General features: G+C 68.0%; 30 protein-coding genes. 19 read left to right on the top strand and 11 right to left on the bottom strand.

Annotated elements, in window-relative coordinates:
* Positions 1-104: 104 nt before the first annotated feature.
* Positions 105-776 (bottom strand): potassium channel family protein, encoded by a 672-nt coding sequence (locus MA876_RS01245; RefSeq protein WP_248145281.1) that lies wholly within the window; start codon positions 774-776, stop codon positions 105-107.
* On the bottom strand, positions 769-2,208 hold the full coding sequence (locus MA876_RS01240) for a TrkH family potassium uptake protein (RefSeq protein ID WP_248145278.1): 1,440 nt from the start codon (positions 2,206-2,208) through the stop codon (positions 769-771). The genes MA876_RS01245 and MA876_RS01240 overlap by 8 nt, the downstream gene beginning before the upstream one ends.
* Before the next feature lie 89 nt (positions 2,209-2,297).
* On the opposite strand from MA876_RS01240, the gene MA876_RS01235 reads away from it, so the two are divergent.
* Positions 2,298-2,705 carry an ArsR/SmtB family transcription factor gene (locus MA876_RS01235; protein ID WP_248145276.1) on the top strand — a complete coding sequence of 136 codons (408 nt, stop codon included), beginning with the start codon at positions 2,298-2,300 and terminating at the stop codon, positions 2,703-2,705.
* 6 nt (positions 2,706-2,711) lie between these two features.
* Here the strand turns inward: MA876_RS01235 and MA876_RS01230 are convergent, their stop codons facing one another.
* Positions 2,712-3,506: an ABC transporter permease gene (locus MA876_RS01230; protein ID WP_248145274.1), complete on the bottom strand. Its 795-nt coding sequence runs from the start codon at positions 3,504-3,506 to the stop codon at positions 2,712-2,714.
* Positions 3,503-4,393, bottom strand: coding sequence for an ATP-binding cassette domain-containing protein (locus MA876_RS01225; protein ID WP_248145273.1), 891 nt, complete (start codon positions 4,391-4,393; stop codon positions 3,503-3,505). The genes MA876_RS01230 and MA876_RS01225 overlap by 4 nt, the downstream gene beginning before the upstream one ends.
* An 83-nt stretch (positions 4,394-4,476) precedes the next feature.
* Between MA876_RS01225 and MA876_RS01220 the strand changes: the two genes are divergently transcribed.
* The 5 genes from MA876_RS01220 to MA876_RS01200 all read left to right on the top strand — a co-directional run bounded on the left by MA876_RS01220 (position 4,477) and on the right by MA876_RS01200 (position 6,519).
* Positions 4,477-5,406 carry a TetR/AcrR family transcriptional regulator gene (locus tag MA876_RS01220; RefSeq protein ID WP_248145272.1) on the top strand — a complete coding sequence of 310 codons (930 nt, stop codon included), beginning with the start codon at positions 4,477-4,479 and terminating at the stop codon, positions 5,404-5,406.
* Between the two features lie 105 nt (positions 5,407-5,511).
* Positions 5,512-5,703 carry a helix-turn-helix domain-containing protein gene (locus tag MA876_RS01215; RefSeq protein WP_248145271.1) on the top strand — a complete coding sequence of 64 codons (192 nt, stop codon included), beginning with the start codon at positions 5,512-5,514 and terminating at the stop codon, positions 5,701-5,703.
* A gap of 84 nt (positions 5,704-5,787) precedes the next feature.
* Positions 5,788-5,886 carry a 30S ribosomal protein bS22 gene (locus MA876_RS01210; protein ID WP_003792170.1) on the top strand — a complete coding sequence of 33 codons (99 nt, stop codon included), beginning with the start codon at positions 5,788-5,790 and terminating at the stop codon, positions 5,884-5,886.
* 67 nt (positions 5,887-5,953) lie between these two features.
* Entirely contained in the window at positions 5,954-6,247 is a 294-nt protein-coding gene (locus tag MA876_RS01205) for a rhodanese-like domain-containing protein (RefSeq protein ID WP_248145270.1), read from the top strand.
* Positions 6,248-6,258: 11 nt separating this feature from the next.
* Positions 6,259-6,519 carry a glutaredoxin family protein gene (locus tag MA876_RS01200; protein WP_248145269.1) on the top strand — a complete coding sequence of 87 codons (261 nt, stop codon included), beginning with the start codon at positions 6,259-6,261 and terminating at the stop codon, positions 6,517-6,519.
* A gap of 3 nt (positions 6,520-6,522) precedes the next feature.
* Here MA876_RS01200 and MA876_RS01195 read toward each other — a convergent pair whose 3' ends face one another.
* On the bottom strand, positions 6,523-6,705 hold the full coding sequence (locus MA876_RS01195) for a YegP family protein (protein ID WP_248145268.1): 183 nt from the start codon (positions 6,703-6,705) through the stop codon (positions 6,523-6,525).
* Between the two features lie 119 nt (positions 6,706-6,824).
* Positions 6,825-7,382: a hypothetical protein gene (locus MA876_RS01190; protein WP_248145267.1), complete on the bottom strand. Its 558-nt coding sequence runs from the start codon at positions 7,380-7,382 to the stop codon at positions 6,825-6,827.
* Positions 7,383-7,453: 71 nt separating this feature from the next.
* Between MA876_RS01190 and MA876_RS01185 the strand changes: the two genes are divergently transcribed.
* Positions 7,454-8,404: an AAA family ATPase gene (locus MA876_RS01185; protein ID WP_248145265.1), complete on the top strand. Its 951-nt coding sequence runs from the start codon at positions 7,454-7,456 to the stop codon at positions 8,402-8,404.
* Between the two features lie 33 nt (positions 8,405-8,437).
* Positions 8,438-8,818: a RidA family protein gene (locus MA876_RS01180; protein ID WP_248145262.1), complete on the top strand. Its 381-nt coding sequence runs from the start codon at positions 8,438-8,440 to the stop codon at positions 8,816-8,818.
* A gap of 3 nt (positions 8,819-8,821) precedes the next feature.
* Here the strand turns inward: MA876_RS01180 and MA876_RS01175 are convergent, their stop codons facing one another.
* Positions 8,822-10,063, bottom strand: a complete 1,242-nt coding sequence (locus MA876_RS01175; protein WP_248145259.1) for an MFS transporter — start codon at positions 10,061-10,063, stop codon at positions 8,822-8,824.
* 55 nt (positions 10,064-10,118) lie between these two features.
* Complete coding sequence (locus MA876_RS01170; RefSeq protein WP_248145257.1) at positions 10,119-10,766, bottom strand: dihydrofolate reductase family protein; 648 nt, start codon at positions 10,764-10,766, stop codon at positions 10,119-10,121.
* Positions 10,767-10,842: 76 nt separating this feature from the next.
* Between MA876_RS01170 and MA876_RS01165 the strand changes: the two genes are divergently transcribed.
* A complete protein-coding gene (locus tag MA876_RS01165) occupies positions 10,843-11,064 on the top strand; it encodes an RNA-binding S4 domain-containing protein (RefSeq protein WP_248145254.1) in 222 nt (73 codons plus the stop codon).
* Here MA876_RS01165 and MA876_RS01160 read toward each other — a convergent pair whose 3' ends face one another.
* Positions 11,065-11,613, bottom strand: a complete 549-nt coding sequence (locus MA876_RS01160) for an AAA family ATPase (protein ID WP_248145251.1) — start codon at positions 11,611-11,613, stop codon at positions 11,065-11,067. It lies immediately after the preceding gene.
* Between the two features lie 87 nt (positions 11,614-11,700).
* On the opposite strand from MA876_RS01160, the gene MA876_RS01155 reads away from it, so the two are divergent.
* The gene (locus MA876_RS01155) at positions 11,701-12,612 is read left to right on the top strand and encodes a hypothetical protein (protein WP_248145249.1); all 912 of its coding nucleotides are present in this window, start codon (positions 11,701-11,703) and stop codon (positions 12,610-12,612) included.
* A gap of 6 nt (positions 12,613-12,618) precedes the next feature.
* Here MA876_RS01155 and dinB read toward each other — a convergent pair whose 3' ends face one another.
* On the bottom strand, positions 12,619-13,815 hold the full coding sequence (gene dinB, locus MA876_RS01150; RefSeq protein ID WP_248145248.1) for a DNA polymerase IV: 1,197 nt from the start codon (positions 13,813-13,815) through the stop codon (positions 12,619-12,621).
* 136 nt (positions 13,816-13,951) lie between these two features.
* Here dinB and MA876_RS01145 point away from each other — a divergent pair, with 136 nt between their 5' ends.
* From MA876_RS01145 to MA876_RS18845, 5 genes are read left to right on the top strand one after another with little or no spacing between them, the layout of a single operon-like run.
* Complete coding sequence (locus tag MA876_RS01145) at positions 13,952-14,575, top strand: DUF998 domain-containing protein (RefSeq protein ID WP_248145247.1); 624 nt, start codon at positions 13,952-13,954, stop codon at positions 14,573-14,575.
* 17 nt (positions 14,576-14,592) lie between these two features.
* Positions 14,593-14,928 carry an ArsR/SmtB family transcription factor gene (locus MA876_RS01140; protein ID WP_248145246.1) on the top strand — a complete coding sequence of 112 codons (336 nt, stop codon included), beginning with the start codon at positions 14,593-14,595 and terminating at the stop codon, positions 14,926-14,928.
* On the top strand, positions 14,925-15,377 hold the full coding sequence (locus tag MA876_RS01135; RefSeq protein ID WP_248145244.1) for an SRPBCC family protein: 453 nt from the start codon (positions 14,925-14,927) through the stop codon (positions 15,375-15,377). The genes MA876_RS01140 and MA876_RS01135 overlap by 4 nt, the downstream gene beginning before the upstream one ends.
* 50 nt (positions 15,378-15,427) lie before the next feature.
* Positions 15,428-16,081 carry a VOC family protein gene (locus MA876_RS01130; protein WP_248145243.1) on the top strand — a complete coding sequence of 218 codons (654 nt, stop codon included), beginning with the start codon at positions 15,428-15,430 and terminating at the stop codon, positions 16,079-16,081.
* On the top strand, positions 16,081-16,215 hold the full coding sequence (locus MA876_RS18845) for a hypothetical protein (protein ID WP_275561558.1): 135 nt from the start codon (positions 16,081-16,083) through the stop codon (positions 16,213-16,215). Before MA876_RS01130 ends, MA876_RS18845 begins: the two co-directional genes overlap by 1 nt.
* Position 16,216: 1 nt before the next feature.
* Here the strand turns inward: MA876_RS18845 and MA876_RS01125 are convergent, their stop codons facing one another.
* The gene (locus MA876_RS01125) at positions 16,217-17,485 is read right to left on the bottom strand and encodes a MinD/ParA family ATP-binding protein (protein ID WP_248145242.1); all 1,269 of its coding nucleotides are present in this window, start codon (positions 17,483-17,485) and stop codon (positions 16,217-16,219) included.
* A gap of 176 nt (positions 17,486-17,661) precedes the next feature.
* Here MA876_RS01125 and MA876_RS01120 point away from each other — a divergent pair, with 176 nt between their 5' ends.
* The 4 genes from MA876_RS01120 (at position 17,662) to MA876_RS01105 (ending at position 19,432) form a co-directional block, all read left to right on the top strand.
* Positions 17,662-17,937, top strand: coding sequence for a type II toxin-antitoxin system Phd/YefM family antitoxin (locus MA876_RS01120; protein ID WP_248145241.1), 276 nt, complete (start codon positions 17,662-17,664; stop codon positions 17,935-17,937).
* Positions 17,934-18,224, top strand: a complete 291-nt coding sequence (locus MA876_RS01115) for a type II toxin-antitoxin system RelE family toxin (protein WP_248145238.1) — start codon at positions 17,934-17,936, stop codon at positions 18,222-18,224. Before MA876_RS01120 ends, MA876_RS01115 begins: the two co-directional genes overlap by 4 nt.
* A complete protein-coding gene (locus MA876_RS01110) occupies positions 18,224-18,556 on the top strand; it encodes a hypothetical protein (protein ID WP_248145235.1) in 333 nt (110 codons plus the stop codon). Before MA876_RS01115 ends, MA876_RS01110 begins: the two co-directional genes overlap by 1 nt.
* A gap of 393 nt (positions 18,557-18,949) precedes the next feature.
* Positions 18,950-19,432 carry a hypothetical protein gene (locus MA876_RS01105; RefSeq protein WP_248145233.1) on the top strand — a complete coding sequence of 161 codons (483 nt, stop codon included), beginning with the start codon at positions 18,950-18,952 and terminating at the stop codon, positions 19,430-19,432.
* The last annotated feature ends 49 nt before the right edge of the window (positions 19,433-19,481 follow it).

Here is a 19,481-nt window from a genome sequence, read left to right as displayed (position 1 = left end):
CGTAGGAGATTCCTCGTGGGGTTGACCGCAGAACGTCGGCCGCTCGTGAATCTCCTACGGTTCGACACCGCCGCGCCGCCGGGCAGCGAGGGTGACGCGCGGCGCTAGCGGTCGAGGGCGGCGAAGCGCTCGATGTCGCTGTTCGTGCCGGACACGATGATGAGGTCGTGGTTCGTGACGATCGTGTTCGCCTCGGCGTAGCGGAACGGCTTGCCGGGGCTCTTCACACCGACGACCGTGACGTTGTACTTCGTGCGGACGCCCGACTCGTTCAAACCCACGCCGCGGATGAACTTCGGAGGATAGAGCTTCGCCAGCGCGAAGTCGTCGTCGAAGCGGATGAAGTCCAGCATCCGGCCGCTCACGAGGTGCGCGACGCGCTCGCCGGCCTCGCGCTCGGGGTAGATGACGTGGTTCGCGCCGACGCGGGCGAGGATCTTGCCGTGCGACTGCGAGACGGCCTTGGCCCAGATCTGCGGCACCTTGAGGTCGACGAGATTGGCGGTGATGAGGACGGATGCCTCGATCGACGAGCCCACGGCGACGACCGCGACCTGGAAGTCCTGGGCGCCGATCTGCTTCAGGGCATCGATGTTCTTCGCGTCGGCCTGGACCGTGTGGGTCACGCGCTCGGACCACTTCTGCACGAGGTCGAGACTCTCGTCGATCGCGAGCACTTCTCGATCGAGCCGGTCGAGCTCGCCCGCGCAGGCAGCGCCGAAGCGGCCGAGTCCGATCACGAGGACCGGGGCGTCGTTTCTGATGCGGTCACCCAACGATCGGCCTTTCCACCGGCAGCGAGTACAACTGCGAACGGGTTGACGCGGCCACGGCCGCGGCGAGAGTCACTGTACCAACGCGGCCCATGATGATGGTGATCGCCATCACGTAGACAGCGGGGTCGGGGAGCTCGGCGGTCAGGCCCGTCGACAGGCCCACCGTTCCGAACGCCGAGATCACGTCGAAGAGCACGTCGCCCAGATCGGCCTTCGTGATCTGCGTGATGATGATCGTCGAGAGCGCGACGATCGTGGATCCCCAGGCGACGACCGACAGCGCGACGCGCAGGACGTCGCTCGGGATGCGGCGTCCGAACACCTGGTTCGCAAGGCGACCCTTCGCCTCGGACCACACGGCGAGGGCGATCACCGCGAGGGTCGTGACCTTTATGCCGCCGGCGGTCGACGCCGAGCCGCCCCCCACGAACATGAGCATGCAGGCGACGAGCAGACTCGACTGGTTGAGCTCGCCGATGTCGAGGATCGCGAAGCCGCCGGACCTCGTCATGGCGGAGAGGAAGAACGCCTGGAAGGTCGTGTCGAAGGCATCCTGGGTGCCGAGCGTGAGGAGGTTGTCGTACTCGAGGATGAGGAAGACGACACCGCCGGCAAGGAACAGCGCGACCGTCGTGATGATCGTCAGCTTCGCGTGCAGCGACCACTTGCGCACATGCCAGAGGTGCCGGCGCAGCGTGTAGATGACGGGGAACCCGATCGAGCCGAGGAAGACCCCCGCCATGAGCACCGTGAGGAAGAAGTAGTCGTGCTGGAACGGGACGAGTCCGCCGGCGTTCGGAGTGAAGCCCGTGTTGGTGAAGGCCATCGCCGCGTAGAACGGCGCTTCCCACAGCGCCGTGTACCACGGCACGCCAGCAACCAGCAGACCCGGGAAGAGCATGACGGCGACGATGCCCTCGATCACGAGGGTGGACAGCGCGACCGTTGCCAGCAGGCTGCCGATCTGGCCGAGCTGCACGGTCTGGCCCTCGTTGACAGGGCCGCCGTGCGCCCGCAGGGGATTGGAGTCGCCGGCCGCCAGGAGCTTCGTCCGGAGTCCCAGTCGACGCGAGATGACGAGTCCGAGGATGGATGCCAGGGTCAGCACTCCCACGGCGCCGATCTGCACGCCCAGGAAGACGAGCACGTGCCCGAACGGCGACCAGTGCGTGGCCATGTCGACGGTCGCGAGCCCCGTGACGCACACCGTCGAGACGGCGGTGAAGAAGGCGTCCGCGAACGGGGTCACCCGGCCGTCGGCTGCGGCGATCGGCAGCGAGAACAGGCCCGTGAAGACGAGGATGAGCGACAGGAAGATGAGGATCGCGAAGCGCGCGGGGGAGCGCTGCGTGAGTTCGCGGAAGAACTCCAGGAACTCGTGCCCCGCGCGACGGAGGAACGAGCCGCGCGGTGCGCGCGCAGCATCCGTCATCCGGTCCTCCCTGCCACTGTCAGACGATACGTGTCGTCCCACGGTAGGCCCTCATGGTATCCCGCGGGGGTCACGACTACTCTGAGCACATGGCGGACATCTTCGACGTGATCGCGGACGGCACACGTCGCGACATCCTGCGGCTCCTCCTCGATCGATCCGGCGCGGGGGAGTCCGGCACGAGCGTGTCGCACATCGTCGCCGATCTCGGGGTGAGTCAGCCCACCGTCTCGAAGCACCTGAAGGTGCTGCGCGATGCGCACCTCGTCTCGGTGCGCGAAGAGGGTCAGCACCGCTATTACAGCCTGTCGCCCGAGCCCCTCGACGAAGTGGATGACTGGCTCGTGCCGTTCCTCGGCGACGAGCCCGACTACGCGCTCGCCGCGGCGTCCACGCTGACCGATTCCGCCGCGCACGCGGCCGAGGTCGTGGGCCGCGCCGCGGCATCCGCGAAGCACGTCGTCACCAGCGCGCTGAAGAAGCTCCCCGGCCGCTGATCGGGTCTAGCGCCGCCCCGCCTTGCGGCGGAAGAGCCATGCACCCCACGCGAATGCGAACGCGAGGATCGCGGCGCACCAGCCGAGCGCCCACCACGGGGCATCCCCCATCTCCGTCCCCATGAGCAGGCCGCGGATCGTCTCGATGATGGGCGTGATCGGCTGATTCTCGCTGATCCATTGCAACCAGGTCGGCATCGTCGAGACCGGCACGAACGCGCTCGACAGGTACGGCAGGAACAGGATGATGAAGCCGTAGCCGGTCGCCGCCTCGGGAGTGCCGGCGGCGAGGCCGATCGCGGCGAACAGGTACGTGATCGTCAGGATGTAGAGCGCGATGAGTCCCGCGGCCGCGATCCACTCGCCGACGTTCGCCGTCGGGCGGAACCCGATCGCGAGTGCGACGCCGATGACGACGGCGGTCGCGACGAGGTTGCGGATCAGGCTCGCGACGACGTGCCCTGTGAGGACGGCGCTCGCGCGCAGCGGCATCGTACGGAACCGGTCGATGATCCCCGCTTTCATGTCGTTCGCGACATACACGGCGGTGGAGGATGCTCCGAACCCCGCGCACAGCACGATCACCCCCGGCACGACGTAGTTCACGTAGGAGCCCGACGGGTCCATCGCGCCGCCGAAGACGAAGACGAAGAGCACCATGAGCATGACGGGCAGCATGATCGCCATGAGCAGCGATTCGCCGTCGCGCAGCGAGTGCGTCAGGCTGCGCTTCACGAAGACGCTCTCGGCGGTGAACCCCGAGATGCGTGGGCGAAGGGCGGGGAGGGATGCCGTGGTCATGCTGACTCCTGCAGGCTGGCGGCCGGGGCCGAGGTGAGAGAAAGGAAGACGTCGTCGAGGCTCGGTCGTCGAAGCGTCACGACGCCTTCCGCTCCCGACTCGTCGAGCACGTCGAGCGCGCGGCGCAGGCCCGAGACGGTGCCGTCGGTGGGCACTTCGCGCAGCAGGGCTCCGTGCTCGTCGTGCAGCTCGACGGTGTCGCCGTCGACGCGGGACTTGAGCTCGGCAGGTGTGCCGAGCCCGACGATGCGGCCCGCGTCGAGCACGGCGATGCGGTCGGCGAGCTGGTCGGCCTCCTCGAGGTATTGCGTCGTGAGGAAGACCGTCGTCCCGGCGTCGGCGAGCGAGCGGATGACGTCCCACAGCTCACGGCGACTGCGCGTGTCGAGGCCCGTCGTCGGCTCGTCGAGGAAGAGGATCTCGGGCGTCACGACGAAGCTCAGGGCGAGGTCGAGCCGTCGGCGCATGCCGCCCGAGTAGGTGCCGACGCGCTTGGCCGCGGCATCCGTCAGATCGAAGCGTTCGAGAAGCTCGGCTGCCCGGGCACGCGCCTCGCGTCCCGAGAGCCCGGAGAGGCGCCCGAGCATGACGAGGTTCTCGGTCGCGGTGAGGACGTCGTCGACGGCGACGGCCTGACCCGTGAGGCTGATGCGCTGCTTGACGGCGATGGGATTGCGGGCGACGTCGATGCCGAAGACCTCGACCGTGCCGGTGTCGGACGTGCCGAGCGTCGTCAGGATGTTGATCGTCGTCGTCTTGCCGGCGCCGTTCGGGCCGAGCAGGGCGAAGACCTCGCCGCGTTCGACCGTGAGGTCGAGGCCGTCGAGCACGACGGACTTTCCGAACGCGACGCGGAGGTCTCTCACCTGGATGGCGGGAGCGTTCACAGTCGGACCCTTTCTGTGTATGGCTGAAACTGTTTATGACGGTAACACACTGTTTACGTCATAAACAGTCCTAAGCTGGACCCGTGGAGCACGACGTCGAACCCGAGTTGCCGCGCGGCATTGCGCTCGCATGGGGCGTCGCGGCCAATCCGCAGCGCGGCCCTAAGCGCGAGATGAGCGTCGAGCGCATCGTCGAGGCAGCCGTCGAGATCGCTGACGCCGAGGGCCTGGGCGCCGTGTCGATGGCCGCGGTCGCGTCGCGACTGGGCTTCACTCCGATGTCGCTGTACCGCTACGTGACGGCGAAGGACGATCTGATCCTGCTCATGCAGGAGGAGGCGACAGCGCTCCCGCCCGAGCAGTCCACCGAGCCCGGCGACTGGCGCGCACGCCTCGAGGAGCTCTATCGCGGGCAGATGATCGTCTACCTCCGGCATCCATGGATCCTCGACATCCCGATCACGGGATCGCCGATCACTCCCAACAGTGCGTCGTGGATGGATGCCGGACTCGGCGCCCTCGACGGCACCGCTCTGTCTCATGAAGAGCGGCTCTCGGTCATGACGACGATGACGGGTCAGTCGCGGTGGGCGGGCTCGGTCATCGCCGGATACACCCGTGCGCAGCGCGAGGCGGGCATCGGGGGCGAGGATCAGACGAGGCAGGAGGACGCGCTCTTCCGCAGTCTGATCACGGCCGACGCGTACCCCTCGCTGCGCGCCGCTGTCGACGCCGGTGTGTTCCTCGATGACAACGACCCGTTCGCCTTCGGCATGGCGCGGTTCCTCGACGGAGTCGAGCACTACATCGCGGCGATCGCGACGCGGGGGCACGATGCACCGCGCGCATGGGTCGAACTCGACGATGCCGAGATCGCGGGCGACAAGAAGTACCGCGAGGCGCGCAAGGCGGTGCGCGAGGCTGAGAAGGCGCTGCGCGACGCGCGGAAGATCGAGCGCCAGGCGGCGCGCGACGCCGCGGAGCGGCTGAAAAGGGCGAGCGGCGGGGCGTAGCATCCACTTCCGTCCCACGGTTCACATCCGTCACGCGGGTTTACACGCGTCCCCACGGGGCTCTAGAGTGTGGTCAGCACGCTTGGGGACCGAAGGAGGGGTGCTGTGGCTGAACTGCCTGACGTCCGCTTCTTGACGGTCGCCGAAGTGGCCGAGCTGATGCGCGTTTCGAAGATGACGGTCTACCGTCTCGTGCACGCCGGCGAGCTGCCCGCGGTGCGCTTCGGGCGCAGCTACCGGGTCCCCGAATCGGCGGTCACCGAGGCCCTGCATCGGCCCATCGCCGACGTCGGCTAGACTGGTCCGAGGCATTTTTCCGTTTTGCCCGTTGCCCGGGTGCAGACCACTCTGCATCCAGACCCCGATCTAGTGAGGTTTTCCGTGGGTTCTGTCATCAAGAAGCGCCGCAAGCGCATGGCGAAGAAGAAGCACCGCAAGCTGCTTCGCAAGACTCGCCACCAGCGCCGCAACAAGAAGTAAGCGTCATCCGCACCAAGCGCCTGTCCTCCGGGACGGGCGCTTCGTGTCTCAGCCTTCAGGAGTTTTCATGCAGTCGATCGACGTCCACGAACTCAAGGCCCGCGAAGGGCGACCGCTCATCGACGTGCGCGAGACGTGGGAGTACGAGCAGGGGCATGTGCCCGGCGCCGTCAACCTGCCGATGTCGACGATCGGCGAACACCTCGACGAGCTGCCCGCCGAGGCGTTCGACGTGATCTGCAAGGTCGGCGGTCGCTCGGGCCGCGTCGTCGAGGCGCTCGCCGCGCGCGGCTACGACGCGACGAACGTCGACGGCGGCACCGACGAGTGGATCGCCGCCGGCTATCCGATCGAGCACTGAGCGATCGAGACATGACGACCGTCACCCTCATCACGAAGGCGGACTGCCACCTGTGCGAAGTCGCACGTGAGGTGATCGAGGCCGTCGTGGCGGAGTTGCCGGATGCCGCGGCCGACGCGATCTCGCTCGAAGAACTGCCGATCGAGAGCGATCCGCGCCTGCAGGAGCGCTGGTGGGACAAGGTCCCGGTCGTCTTCGTCGATGACGACCTGCTCGGTCACTGGCGCGTCGCGCCCGATCGGCTGCGCGAAGCCCTGCTGGCTCGCGCCTGAGGACTACTTCTCGATCTCGACTGTCTCGGCGTCGGGCGCGTTCGTCTTGACGGACTCGATGCCGTTGAGGGCGCTCGCCTTCGACGCGTAGCCCTGGCTGGTCGCGATGACCTGGCCGTTGGACGCCTTCAGATTGAAGCGGTACTCGCCCGCCTTGTCGACCCAGAGCTCGAACTTTCCGGCCATCGTGAACTCCCTTGTCCTGGGCGCCCGTATGTGCCGCGCTCTGCGGAGTCTCGCCCGCTCGTACGCTAGCGGGCTCCGGCTTGCGAGGAAAGAGTCCACCTCGTCGCGACAGGCGGTCCTCAGGTGGACGGCGTCGCGGCTGCCTGCATCGCCGCCGCTCCGGCAGCTCTCGACGCGTTCAGTTGTGCCGGCGTCGGGTGACCGTTCGTCCGCCGGCGAAGTCGACCCTCCTTCTCGTGATAGGTCTTCCACGCCTGGCGCACACGATCGATCGCTTCTTCGTGGCCATCACCGACCCAATCGACCACGGCCAGCCCGACCTCCTGCAGGTCGACGTTCACCACGCTCGGGTCGTCGAGACGGAGTGCATACGCGTTCGCTCCTGCCCAGGCGACGACGGCCAGGTTCATCGGCACGAAGCTCGTCCACGAGTCGGAGCCGGTCGGCGGTCCGATCATCAGTCCATCGGAGTATCCTCGCTCAACCCCGAATCGTACGATGGCGGCGCCCCGGCGGATCCGCAGCTCCCATACGTCCATCTGCACGGGGCCCCAGAAGCCGACCGGCACGCACCCGCTGTCGAGCAGCAGTCGGGCGAAGTGCGCCGACGAAGCGTCCCTGGCCTCGAGGTGAGCGAGGAACCGCGGCAGGCCGGTGAGATCGAGGTGCTTCGTCATCGTCGGTCAGCATACCGACGCGATCGCGCTCCCCTCCCGCGCGCCGTCGACCTGCCCGCGATAATGGGCGGATGCTCGTCGTGATCTCAGGACTGCCAGGCACGGGCAAGTCCGCGGTCGCGGTCGAAGTAGCCCGACGAACGGGCGCCGTGCACCTCTCGATCGATACCGTCGAGGACGCGATGCTGGGCGGGGGACTCGAGCGGTCGTGGACGACGGGCGCCGCCGCGTATGAGGCGGTGCGCGCGGTGGCCGAGCAGAACCTCGCGCTGGGCCTGAGGGTGGTGGTGGATGCTGTCAACGACAGCGAGATCGCTCGTGACACGTGGCGGCGTGCGGCGGGTGCGACGAACGCATCCCTGACCTTCGTGCTGCTGATGCTCGACGACGAGACCGAGCATCAGCGGCGGCTGGCGGTCCGCGAGCGGAATCTGCGCAGCATCGTCGAACCGACCTGGGACGACGTGCGGCGGCGAGCAGCGGAGTTCGAACCCTGGTTGGGCGATCACCTGCGCGTCGAGGCCGATCGCCCGCTCGCGCAGATCGTCGACGAGGTCGTGGCCGGCATCCGGCCGCGGCACATCCTCGTCACCGGCATGTCGGGAGCGGGGAAGTCGACGCTCCTCGACGAGCTCGGTCGGCGCGGTCGTCGCGTCGTCGACACGGACTACGACGGATGGGTCCTCGCGGACGGTCGGTGGGACGAGGAGCGGATGACGGAGCTCCTCGCGTCCGATGAAGCGGTCGTCGTGCAAGGCACCGTCGAGAATCAGGGCCGCTTCTACGACCGTTTCGCCGCCGTCATCCTGTTGAGCGCGCCGCTGGAGGTGCTGCTCGAGCGTGTGTCCGCTCGCACGAACAACCCGTATGGGGCGACAGCCGAGGATCGAGAGCGGATCGCCCATGATGTGAGGACGGTTGAACCGCTGCTTCGCGCCGGCGCGACGGTGGAGCTCGACGGCCGAGAGCCGGTGACTGCACTCGCCGATCGGGTCGAAGCGTTGATCCGAGGCGACCGGTAGAGGACGTTCGCGGCTGAGCGTAGGCTCCTGGGCATGTCGAGGCAGATCATCACGACACCCGACGCACCGAGTTCGCCATTGTTCAGCCAGGGTGTCCGCGCCGGCTCGACGGTCTACGTCTCGGGCATGGTCGGCGTCGACCCGCAGAGCGGGTCACGCCCCGAGTCGATCGAAGGACAGACACTCCAAGCGCTGCGCAATGGCGAGGCCGTGCTCCGCGCGGCGGGGTGCGCGCTGGATGACGTCGCACTGGTGACCGTGCTGCTCGCGCATCCGCCGGACTTCGCGGGGATGAACGAGGCCTACGCCCAGGTCTTCCCGCAGGACCCGCCCGCTCGCGCGGTCGCGAGACTCGGTCCCGAGCTGCCCGGCATCCTGGTCTCGATCATGATGACCGCCCACGTGCCGGACTGATCGTCAGGGCGCCGCGGCGTCTGCGGTCGCGCCGGGGTCGAGGCGGTTGAGTCGCTCCGACATCAGCAGGCCGAGCAGCATGAGCGCGGCGAGGAAGAGCGGGAAGATCCACATACCGGTGCCCGCAGAGAGCGCGCCGAAGAGGGGCGGTGCGAGCGTCGAACCCGTGTAGGCGGCGGCCATCTGCACGCCGATGATGGCCTGCGAGTTGCGGCGGCCGAAGTTGACCGGCGTGGAGTGGATGATCGCGGGGTAGATCGGCGCGCAGCCGAGACCCGCGATCACGAGCCCCGCGAGCGCGAGCACCGTCGTCTGCACGGGCAGCAGGAGCAGCACGATCCCGAGGCCGACCGTGAGGAAGCCGCGGCGGATCATCCACCGATCGCCCACGCGGTCGGCGAAGAAGCCCGCGAGGAACCGCCCGGCGGTGACGCCGAGCAGGAAGAGCGAGGCGAAGGCGGCGGCGGTCGCGGCATCCACCCCCCGATCCGTCACGAGATACGTCGATGCCCACAGGATCGCCGTGCTCTCGAGCGCGCAGTACGCGAAGAACGCGGTGAGGATCAGCCAGACGCCCCGGATCCGCAGTGCCTGCGCGAGCGGCACGTGCGTCGCATGCTTCCCGGACTCGTCTGCCGTCGTGAGCGGGTTGACCTTCTTCCACAGCGGGATGCTGAGCAGCAGCCCGAAGGTGAGGACCGCCTGCACGACGCCGATGATCAGGTAGGCGCTCGACCAGCCGAGGTCCTGCGTGAGGGCGAAGCTCATGATGAACGGACTGATGGACGCTCCCAGTCCCCAGCACGCGTGCAGCCAGTTCATGTGACGTGCGGCGTAGTGCAGAGCGACGTAGTTGTTCAGCGCCGCGTCGACGGCGCCAGCGCCGAGGCCGTACGGGATGGCCCAGAGGCACAGCATCCAGAACGAGTCCGAGACCGAGAAGCCCACGAGCGCCGCGGCCGTCATGCCGACGCTCACGGCCGTCACGAGTCCGACGCCGAATCGGCGTGTGATCCGCTCCGAGGCCAGGCTCGAGAGGATCGTGCCGCCCGCGATGATCATCGTGATGATGCCGGCGAACGCGATCGGCACGCCGAGGTCTTGATGCATGACCGGCCAGCCGGCGCCCACGAGCGAGTCGGGCAGACCGAGGCTGATGAAGGCGATGTAGATGATCGCGAGCAGGAGTGAGTACACGGTGGAGCGGTCTTTCAGGCGATGGATGCTGCGCAAGATCCGCGGCAATCCGGCTATCGTATCGATTCGACGGCGGTTGCGCTCGCCGGCGTCGCCGGCGCGCTCAGCGCGTGAAAGTCACGTGGATCGTGCCGCTCTCAGCCACGACCGTCGTGACGTTGTGCGTGTGCTCCAGCCCGCGGAGGTCGTCCCACACGCGGTTGCCACGCCCCAGCACGATCGGCGCGATCGTCACGTGGAGCTCGTCGACGAGCCCTGCGCGCAGGAACTCGCGGGCGGTGCGGATGCCGCCGCCCACGCGCACATCCAGGCCATCGGCCGCGACGCTGGCCTCGGCGAGGACGTCGTCGATCGCGCCGCTGCGGAAGTGGAAGGTCGTTCCGCCGGCCATCTCGATTGCCGGCCTGGGCACGGAATGCGTCAGGACGTAGACGGGGCAGCCGAACGGGGGCTCGTCGCCCCACCAGCCCTTCCAGTTCTCGTCGTCGGGGTTCGCGTGCAGCCCGAACATCGCGGCGCCCATGATCTCGGCGCCGACACCCTCGAAGAACGCGACCGCGAAGGCGTCGTCGGTCCCGGTCGTACCCGCTCCGGTGGTGTCGCCGAAGACCTTCTGCCGGAAGGTGCGGGTCGCCGCGTACGCGGCGGTGAGCGGACCCCAGTCCTCGCCCATAGGGTTGTCGACGGCCGGGTCGGGGGCCGCTGTGTAGCCGTCGAGAGAGGCGAAGAGGTCGATGCGCACGCGGGTCATGGGGTCTCCTTCGAGCCGAGTGTATGCGTCGCGGCCGACACCGGTGCGTGCGGCACGTCGCGCTAGCATTCAAGGCATGACCGCGCCCATCGAAGACGTCTCGATCGGCGGCGACGGCATCCGCCTCGGACAGTTCCTCAAGTTCGCCGGCGTGCTCGACTCGGGCGGCGACGTCAAGGAAGCCATCATCGACGGGTTCGTGACGGTGAACGGCGAGGTCGATCGCCGTCGCGGCCGTCAGCTGCAGATCGGCGATGTGGTGCGGTTCGAGGATCGCGCTGTGCGCGTCCAGGCCTGATCACGCTCCACCGAGCGAGACCGCCTCGAGCCGCGCCAGCCGCTGCATCCGGTCGCCGGTGATCTCGACGACCTGGGTGCTGTCGCCCACGAGGTCGGGGTCGTCGATGAGGTCGAGCAGCGCGTCATTCATCGCACCTCTGAGCGCTTCGTCCTCGTCCGCTCCGGCCGCGATCCCGTCCACCGCATTCAGCGGAAGCACCACGATCAGATCGACGTTCGCCAGCGCCTCCGCGGTGACCCTGACCGAGCGCTCCCACAGCTCCCGAGATCCGGCGTCCACCGACGTCGCCTCGAGCGCCGCGAGATATGCGAGGAAGTCGAGTGGTCCGCGTTCGGCGATCAGCTCGTCGGGCGCCTCGCGGGGATCCAGCCGCACAGCGGAGAGGCGGAGCTGGGCCGCGAAGGAAGCTGCGCTCGGGGCATCCCACGACTCGTCGATGAGTTCGAAGGGATCGGGGAGGACCGTGAAGTCCGGATGCCGCCGGGCGAAGTCCGAGACGAGCGTGCTCTTGCCGCTCGCATGAGTGCCCGACACGACGATCCGCATCCTGAGACTCTAGAGCGTTCACCCGCTCGCAACCTCTGGGCGGTACGCTCATGCCACCTGACAGCAGCGCTCTGGGGAGACGATGCGATGTCGACGACGATCGAAGCACCTGCGGATCCGGAACCGGATGCCGCGCCCGCGCGCTCGAAGAGCGCCAAGCGCGTATGGATCACGCTCATCGTAGTGATCGTGGGTGCTCTGGTGATCGGCGGCCTCGTGCTGTTCAGCTGGATGATCGACGAGACGCATTTCGATCGGCCCAGCGCGGAGTTCGATGCGCTCGAGGAGCAGGTCGCCGCTCTTCCGCACGTCGAGGCCGTCGAGAAGGAGCGCTGGGTCGAAGCGCCGGGCTTCTGGACGCCGACATCGTGGATGGCGGTCACGGTCGACGCGGCCGGGCTGCCCGCCCTGCTCGAGCTCGCGTGCGCGAACGAGTATGCCGACCCGGTGACGTGGTCCTTCCTGGTGGTTACTCCCGCCACGGCGCAGGTCTCCCTGCACTCGACGGAGTTCCCGGCTCGCGCCACCGGATGCCCGGACTTCGGGTTCGACGCGCTGAGCGTCGTCGATGCCGCCGATCGACTCGCCCCCGGCATCCCGATCCAGCCCTCGATCTGGTTCGAGGGGACGTTCGCCCTCGTCGCGCTCGAGGACTATGCGGTATCGGGCTACGCCCACCTGCTGCCGCTCGTCGAACACTCGGACGCCTGGCTCGCGGCAGCGGGTCTCGATGCCCAGGATTCGGTCGAGATCAACTCGATGAACCTCGGCATGCTGATCGAGCCCGGCGAGAGCGCTGCTTACCTCGCGCTGCTCCGAGAGCTGGCTGACGAGCACGCAGTGACCAGTTTCTGGGCCGACGGCGCCGGCACCCCGACCGACGGTGTCGAGAAGGTCCAGATCGTCGCACCCGACCGCGAGCATGCGGCGATCGAGGATCTCATCCGCTCGTCGGGCCTGCACATCACGGAAATGCCGGTGCGGTTCATCGAGCAGTAGCGCCCGCTATTCGTGCTCGGGGAGCACGGGCGTCGACCAGCCCGGGTCGCGGCCGAGCTGCGTCGCCCGCGCGACGGATGCCGCACCGAAGCGGTCGCGCAGGGTGTCGAGCACGGAGTCGAGGCGGGCTCCGTCATCCCAGTCGATGTCGAGTTCTGGCGGCACGCTGTCGGCGCGGCCCAGGCCGGTCAGAGAGACCCCGATCAGGGTGATCCCGCGAGCCTCGATCTCGGGCATCGCCGCAGCGAGCAGCCCGCGAGCGACGGAGAGCAGCAGTGCCGTGCGATCGGAGGGGATGCGGAACGACCTCGACCTGGTCGCCTTCGCGAAGTCGCCGTAGCGCAGACGCAGCACGACGGTGCGGCAGACGCGGTCCTTCTCGCGCAGCCGGCGGCCGAGTCGATCGACGATCTGCGTCAGGAAGACGTCGAGTTCGTCGTGAGTGCGCGGACGGCTGCCGAGCGCGCGCTGCGAGCCGATCGACCCGCGCCGCTTGGTGGTGTCGACAGGCCGGGGATCCTTGAGGCGCGCGAGCGCGTGCAGGTGGGCTCCGGCGGCGCGGCCGAGAAGTCGTTCGGCGGTCGCGGCTTCGAGATCAGCGAGTTCGCCGACGGTGTGGATGCCGAGCCCGTGCAGCTTGGCGCCGGTGACCTTGCCGACGCCCCACAGGCGTTCGACCGGCAGCGGCAGCAGGAACTCCTGTTCGCGCTCGGGCTCGACGACGATGAGGCCGTCGGGCTTGCTGACGGCGCTCGCGACCTTCGCGAGGTACTTCGTGCGTGCGACGCCCACCGAGATCGGCAGGCCCACTTCTACGCGGACGCGCTCGCGCAGGCGGACCGCGATCTGCTCGGGTGTGCCCGAGATGCGGCGCAGGCCGCCCACCTCGAGGAACGCTTCGTCGATCGAGATGCCCTCGACCAGGGGAGTCGTGTCGCGGAAGATCGCGAAGACGTCCTTGCTCGCGGCCGAGTACGCATCCATCCGCGGTCGCACGACCACGGCATCCGGACACAGCTCCCGAGCCTGTCGACCACCCATCGCCGTGCGCACGCCGCGCGCCTTCGCTTCATACGACGCCGCGAGCACGACGCCTCCGCCGACGATGACCGGACGCCCCCGCAGCGAAGGCTGGTCGCGCTGCTCGACCGAGGCGTAGAACGCGTCGAGGTCGGCGTGCAGCACGGTCGCCTCGCCCCGCATCCCGTCCTCCTGTCGCTCCCCGGACCCGGATCCTCCCACCGCCCGCCGACATCGCGGCTGCCACCGAGATCTGATATTGAACTTATCGGTTCAGTGTGCAATAGTGAACCGCATGGTTCAACTTATTCAGAAGCGGATGACGCGCTCGACTCATGCCCTGCTCATCGGCGCGACCGTCTCGATGCCGCTCTTCATCGTTCTCTGGGCGCTGCAGGCGTTCACGCGCGAGGGGTTCCGTCCGACGTTCCATCCCCTGAGCCTTCTCAGCCTCGGCGAGGGCGGCTGGGTGCAGATCCTGAACTTCGTCGTCACGGGTCTGCTGGTCATCGGGGGAGGGATCGGCCTGGCCCGCGTGCTCGCGGCCGGAAGGCTGACACGGTGGGCCGGCATCCTGATCGCTCTCATGGGAGTCGGTCTCGTCGTCGCGGGCGTATTCGTCGCCGACGGCGGTGCGGGGTTCCCCGTCGGTGCTCCCGCAGGCGCACCCGTCATGAGCTGGCACGGCGCGGTGCACGAGGTCGGCTTCGTGCTCACGCAGCTCGCATTCGTCGCGCTCGCCATCGTGCTCGCGTTCCGCTTCGGTCGCAGCACGCAGAGGGGATGGATGACGGCATCCATCGTCTCCGTCGTTTCGGCGCTGCTCGTCGCCGCACTCGGCGACCCCGACACGCTGGCCATCCGGCTCGTCGTCAGTTCGGCCATCGAGCTCGGGCTCGTGTCGGCCCTCGCCCTCGCGGCGGTGCGCGATCGTGTGCGATGAGGATTACTCTGAACCGCATGGTTCAACAAGCCGAACTCGATCGGGCCTTCGCGGCACTCGCCGACGGCACGCGCCGCGACATCCTGCAGCGCCTGGGCGACGGCCCGGCTCCCGTGTCGGAGCTCGCGAGCGCGGCGGCCATGACCGTGACAGGCATGGCCAAGCACATCCGCGTGCTCGAAGATGCGGGACTCGTGACCACCGAGAAGATCGGTCGCACCCGGCAGTGCCGCCTCGGCGGCGAGCGATTGGATGACGCGATGGCCTGGATCAGCTACTACCAACGCCTGTGGGAGCGTCGCCTCGACGGCCTCGACGCCTACTTCACACTCCGGAAAGGAACCGACCGATGAGCGACGCACCCCTCGAGCTGCGCATCTCGCGCGTACTGCCCGCGACCCCCGACGAGGTGTTCGATGCGTACACCGATGCCGAGAAGCAGAAGATCTGGTTCTCGATCCTCGACGAGCGCCCCGGCATCGTCGAGATCGAGGTCGATCTGCGGGTCGGCGGCACGCAGACCGCGGTGTGGGGTCCGGACGAGGACACGCTGTTCCGCGAGACGCAGACCTTCCTCGAGATCGATCGGCCGCATCGCCTCGTCACCGAGTCGAGCGGATCGAGCCCCGACGGCATGACGATGGCGACCCGCATCGAGATCACGTTCGAACCCGAGGGCGACGGCACGCGCATGTCCATCGTGCAGAGCGGCTTCCCCGTGCCCGAGGTGCGCGACTTCTTCGTCGACGAGGTCTGGAACGGCGCGCTCGCCCGCATCACCGCGTTCCTGCAGCGGGGTTGACGCTCGCCGCGTGCCGCGTGGCATCATGACAGCGAGCGAAGGAGGCCTGGATGACGGAATCGATCACCCCGGCAGCGTTCCATCGAGCCCCGGGCGTCGAAGCCTGGCGCGTCACGGGTTCCGGCCCGCATGCCGTGTTCACCGCGGCCTCCCTCGCCGACGCGGCACGCCTGGTCGCGCCGATCACCGCGGCGGCCGAACGCTTCGACGTGCTGCCCGACATCGACGTGCGGCCAGAAGCGGTGGTCGTGCGCATCCCGAACCGCGGTGACGACGGCATCCCGGCAGCGGCGACCGGGTTCGCCGCCGAGGTCTCGCAGGCCGCCGCCGGCCTGGGGCTCGCCGCCGATCCGTCACGGGCGCAGACCGTCGGGATCTATGTCGCGCAGCACTCGCGGGCAGACGTGCGGCCGTTCTTCCTCGCCGCGCTCGGGTACGAAGAGCTGGGCGAGACGGATGCCGTCGACCCCCTCCGCACGGGCCCGCAGCTCGCGTTCAACCCGATCGACGGCGACAATCCGGGGCGTGGGCGCACGCACTTCGACGTGTTCGTGCCCGCGGATCATGCGCAGGCGCGAGTGGATGCCGCGCTCGCCGCCGGCGGGCGGCTCGTCGACGACGCGCACGCGCCCGCCTGGTGGTCGCTCGCATCGCCCGACAACCACGGCGTCGACATCGCGTCGTGGACCGACACGTTCGACTGATGGCTCGGACGAGCCCGCTCCTGTGCCCGACGTGCGGTGACCCGCTCGTGTTCGAGATCCTCGACGACGAACGGTTCCTCGTCGCGTGGTCGTGCGTGAACTGCGGGCTGATCCGCACGACCGAGCCGGTCTGAGTCAGAGGCGCGCGGCGATCGTCGCGGCGACGGTCAGCCACGCATCCCGCGTCTCGGGTGACAGCGCGTCGAAGTCGACCGGTCCGCCGTCGACGAGTGCAGGGTCGTACGGCACGTGCTCGACCACCGCCGTGACCTGCGCGAAGTGCGAATCGAGACGATTGCGCAGGCGGCGGTCGGTCTTGTCGGACGGCGACGCGAGCACCGTCACGGCCTCGTCGATCTTGGCGCCGAAGCCCTTCTCGCGCAGGCCGTCGAGCAGCCACGCGGCGCTCGCCGCGGTGTCTTCGCGCACCGTCGAGACGATGACGAGCTGGTCGGCCGCGGCGACGGCGGCGACCCAGTTCGAGGCGCGCATGTTGTTGCCGGTGTCGACGACGATCATGCGGTAATACCGCCCGAGCATGGCGTGCAGGCGGTCGAAGGCCTCGGCGTCGATGGTGGAGGATGCCGCGGCATCCTCATCCGATGCCAGCACATCGAACCGCGAGTCGACCTGCGCACGCACGTAGCCGTCGAGCTGCGCGAGGCTCGCGCGGCTGAGGTCGGCGAACTGGTCGAGGTTGTCGAGCAGATCGACGGCGGTCTTGCTGTGGGGCGTGCTGCGCGCCCGCCAGCCGAGCGTGCCGCGGGTCTCGTTGTTGTCCCACGCGAGGGTCGAGCCGCCGCGCAGATTGCCGAGCGTCTCGGCCAGCAGCAGCGTGCTCGTCGTCTTGTGCGCGCCTCCCTTGGGGTTGAGGATCACGATCGTGCGCGACCCGTCGAGGCGGCGCTTGACCGTGCGCTCGCGATCGAGCAGCGTGCGTTCCTTCTTGTTGGGCTTGAGCGTGACGCGTCCGCCCGTGAGGCGCCGCACGAAGCCGGGCCAGCCGATCGTGCCGCGATCGCCGGCGGGCTGGTCGCGCGATGCCAGCAGGTCGTCGACGGTGGGCTTGGGTCCGCTCGAGGTCGAGCGCTGCTGCAGCGCGCCGGCCGCGGTCAGGGTGCCGGGCTCGGGCACGCGCGCGGGCCGCGGTGGGATCGTGATGCTCTGATCGCCGGTCGACCCATCGGGGTTGACGATCAGCGGGTAGCGCGAAGAGCCCTCGACGATCGTCGCGGTGACAGGGCCGCCGATGGATGCCGCGCGCTGCCGCACGGCCTCGACGAAGCGCGCCTGCAGTGCAGGGCTGTCGGCGGCGGTGATCTGCTCTGAGACGCCGTCGATCACGACCTCGGCAGAGGTTCCCGACAGGATGTTGACGACGGGTTCGCCGGTCTGAGATTCCACGTTCACTCCTCGCGCCCGGGTGGCCGAACGTCTGCCAGCCTACCGAGGTCGGGTGGTTGGACCTCGGAATGGGATGCTGCGTCTAGCCCCGTTCGTCTTCGAGCGCGCTGGTCGTGTGCGCTTTTTGGCCGTTAGTAGCGCTACTCATCGGCTAATAGATCGGCTAATCTTGAGTCATGCAAACGGTGCCGCTCAGCGAGGCGAAGGACAAGCTCTCGGGCTTGGTGGAGCAGGTCGAACGCGAGCATGAGGTGATCGAGATCACTCGCCATGGTCACGCGGCGGCGGTCTTGATGAGTAAAGACGCCCTGGACTCGCTGCACGAGACACTGTTCTGGCTGTCGCAGCCCGGGGTTCGAGACGACGTCGCTGATGCGAAGCGAGAACTCGAAGCCGGCGAGACTCTGAGCGCCGCCGATGTCCGCGAGCGCTACGGACTGCGGCCTCGGTGAACTGGAACGTCCAGTTCGCGAGTGCTGCGATTCGAGGGCTCGACAGCTTGCCGATCAAGATCGCTCAGGCCGTCGTCGAGTTCCTCACGCACACGCTGCCCGGAAACCCTCATCGGATGAGTAAACCTCTCCAGGGCGAGTTCGAGGGCCTGCGATCAGCTCGTCGCGGCGACTACCGCGTGCTGTTCTTGCTCGACGACGAGTCGGGCACGTTGCTGGTGGTTCGCATCGCTCACCGGCGGGATGCGTACCGGCCTCCCGCGCCGAGAAATCAGGGGATGGGTTGATGACTGACACGACAGAAGTAGGCGTCGAAACATTGCGGCGTGCGGCGCACGTGTTGTTCGACCGCATCGAGGAGCTTTCCGGGCCGACCGTCGAGCTCGACGTTGACATGTTCTGGGCGATCCCTCCGGAGCAGCGCAACGACGTCCACTCCACGCCGACCGAGTTCACGATCGGCCAGCTCTCGCGTTCGCTCGCAGAGATCGAGTCCTTGGCCGCTACGCCCGACTCGGCGATTACCTATGCCCTCGTGTGGCTCGCAGACGCCTGTGCGCGGTGGGCGAGAACCAGGTCGCCTGACATGAGCCCGCGCACGCAGGTGGTGTCGCGGTGACCGAGGTTCGCATACTCGACTCACCCGAGCAGCTGCATAGTTTCAGCGTCGTCGGAAGTCGTCTCGCGATGATTACCGTGGCAGAGCACGTCCTCGACCTGATGCTCCAGTTCGAGGATGCATCCGCCACCACTATTCGCATCGAGTCGGCCGCCGAAGTGATAGCGCCCGGGGTCGAACCCGCCACGTATCAAGCGGGTCCAGACTTGGCACGAGCACTGCTGTCCAGCACCGGAGACGACGTGACCGATCAACGAGCGGAAGGCTTGGATCTCGCACTGGTTCTTGGGCGGGGCCAGAACTCCGCATCGTTGTTGACGACTCGGGCTACGAGTCCTATGTCGTAGTCACCCGGGAAGGGGCGACGCTCGTCGCGATTGGAGGGGCGCCGCGATGAGCATGCCGCTCAACGGACCAGTTATACGCAGGAGTTCTCCTTTGAGGGCTAGCAAAATCGTGGTTCCTATGACCGTTGGCGCGCTCGTGATCGGCGGCGCGACAGCCGTTTTCGGGTTCGCCGATTACCCTGTCGACTCGCTCGCTCCGGAGCAGGTCACAGGTCGATGGGTGAGTACCACGAGAGAGGCCCCAGGCGAATTGACGATTGCGCTCGATGGTTCGGCGTATTCCACCAATCTCACGATCCTGGATCCGCACTATTCGAATCCGCCGATCGTCGTCGCACAAGGGCTCACAGCCGAAGGCGGGTGGGTTATCGGTGGGGACAACGTCAGTGTGGTGCTTGAGGATGACGGTAGGCGGATTCAGTTCCCGTTGCTTGCGAGATCCTCGCCGTTCCAAGGCCTCACGCTGCGCACCTACGTAGGCGACCCAGACGGCCCGGTCCAGGAGAGAGTGTTCGTTCGCGAGGACTGAACTTCGCGGGACGCGCTTGAGGCGATACGAGCGTAGGCGCCAGGCGGGA

Origin of the sequence: Microbacterium aoyamense (assembly GCF_023155855.1) — a bacterium.
In the GTDB taxonomy this organism is placed as follows: Bacteria; Actinomycetota; Actinomycetes; order Actinomycetales; family Microbacteriaceae; genus Microbacterium; species Microbacterium aoyamense.
The sequence above is the reverse complement of the archived record's forward strand: the minus strand, read 5'-3'. Positions and strand labels throughout refer to the sequence as shown.

Excerpts from the sequence above, each read along its gene's own strand:
- MA876_RS01240 (WP_248145278.1), bottom strand. The coding sequence starts at position 2,208 with ATGACGGATGCTGCGCGCGCACCGCGCGGCTCGTTCCTCCGTCGCGCG.
- MA876_RS01235 (WP_248145276.1), top strand. The coding sequence starts at position 2,298 with ATGGCGGACATCTTCGACGTGATCGCGGACGGCACACGTCGCGACATC.
- MA876_RS01230 (WP_248145274.1), bottom strand. The coding sequence starts at position 3,506 with ATGACCACGGCATCCCTCCCCGCCCTTCGCCCACGCATCTCGGGGTTC.
- MA876_RS01205 (WP_248145270.1), top strand. The coding sequence starts at position 5,954 with ATGCAGTCGATCGACGTCCACGAACTCAAGGCCCGCGAAGGGCGACCG.
- MA876_RS01200 (WP_248145269.1), top strand. The coding sequence starts at position 6,259 with ATGACGACCGTCACCCTCATCACGAAGGCGGACTGCCACCTGTGCGAA.
- MA876_RS01195 (WP_248145268.1), bottom strand. The coding sequence starts at position 6,705 with ATGGCCGGAAAGTTCGAGCTCTGGGTCGACAAGGCGGGCGAGTACCGC.
- MA876_RS01190 (WP_248145267.1), bottom strand. The coding sequence starts at position 7,382 with ATGACGAAGCACCTCGATCTCACCGGCCTGCCGCGGTTCCTCGCTCAC.
- MA876_RS01185 (WP_248145265.1), top strand. The coding sequence starts at position 7,454 with ATGCTCGTCGTGATCTCAGGACTGCCAGGCACGGGCAAGTCCGCGGTC.
- MA876_RS01180 (WP_248145262.1), top strand. The coding sequence starts at position 8,438 with ATGTCGAGGCAGATCATCACGACACCCGACGCACCGAGTTCGCCATTG.
- MA876_RS01170 (WP_248145257.1), bottom strand. The coding sequence starts at position 10,766 with ATGACCCGCGTGCGCATCGACCTCTTCGCCTCTCTCGACGGCTACACA.
- MA876_RS01165 (WP_248145254.1), top strand. The coding sequence starts at position 10,843 with ATGACCGCGCCCATCGAAGACGTCTCGATCGGCGGCGACGGCATCCGC.
- MA876_RS01160 (WP_248145251.1), bottom strand. The coding sequence starts at position 11,613 with ATGCGGATCGTCGTGTCGGGCACTCATGCGAGCGGCAAGAGCACGCTC.
- MA876_RS01155 (WP_248145249.1), top strand. The coding sequence starts at position 11,701 with ATGTCGACGACGATCGAAGCACCTGCGGATCCGGAACCGGATGCCGCG.
- dinB (WP_248145248.1), bottom strand. The coding sequence starts at position 13,815 with ATGCGGGGCGAGGCGACCGTGCTGCACGCCGACCTCGACGCGTTCTAC.
- MA876_RS01145 (WP_248145247.1), top strand. The coding sequence starts at position 13,952 with ATGACGCGCTCGACTCATGCCCTGCTCATCGGCGCGACCGTCTCGATG.
- MA876_RS01140 (WP_248145246.1), top strand. The coding sequence starts at position 14,593 with ATGGTTCAACAAGCCGAACTCGATCGGGCCTTCGCGGCACTCGCCGAC.
- MA876_RS01135 (WP_248145244.1), top strand. The coding sequence starts at position 14,925 with ATGAGCGACGCACCCCTCGAGCTGCGCATCTCGCGCGTACTGCCCGCG.
- MA876_RS01130 (WP_248145243.1), top strand. The coding sequence starts at position 15,428 with ATGACGGAATCGATCACCCCGGCAGCGTTCCATCGAGCCCCGGGCGTC.
- MA876_RS18845 (WP_275561558.1), top strand. The coding sequence starts at position 16,081 with ATGGCTCGGACGAGCCCGCTCCTGTGCCCGACGTGCGGTGACCCGCTC.
- MA876_RS01120 (WP_248145241.1), top strand. The coding sequence starts at position 17,662 with ATGCAAACGGTGCCGCTCAGCGAGGCGAAGGACAAGCTCTCGGGCTTG.
- MA876_RS01110 (WP_248145235.1), top strand. The coding sequence starts at position 18,224 with ATGACTGACACGACAGAAGTAGGCGTCGAAACATTGCGGCGTGCGGCG.
- MA876_RS01105 (WP_248145233.1), top strand. The coding sequence starts at position 18,950 with ATGAGCATGCCGCTCAACGGACCAGTTATACGCAGGAGTTCTCCTTTG.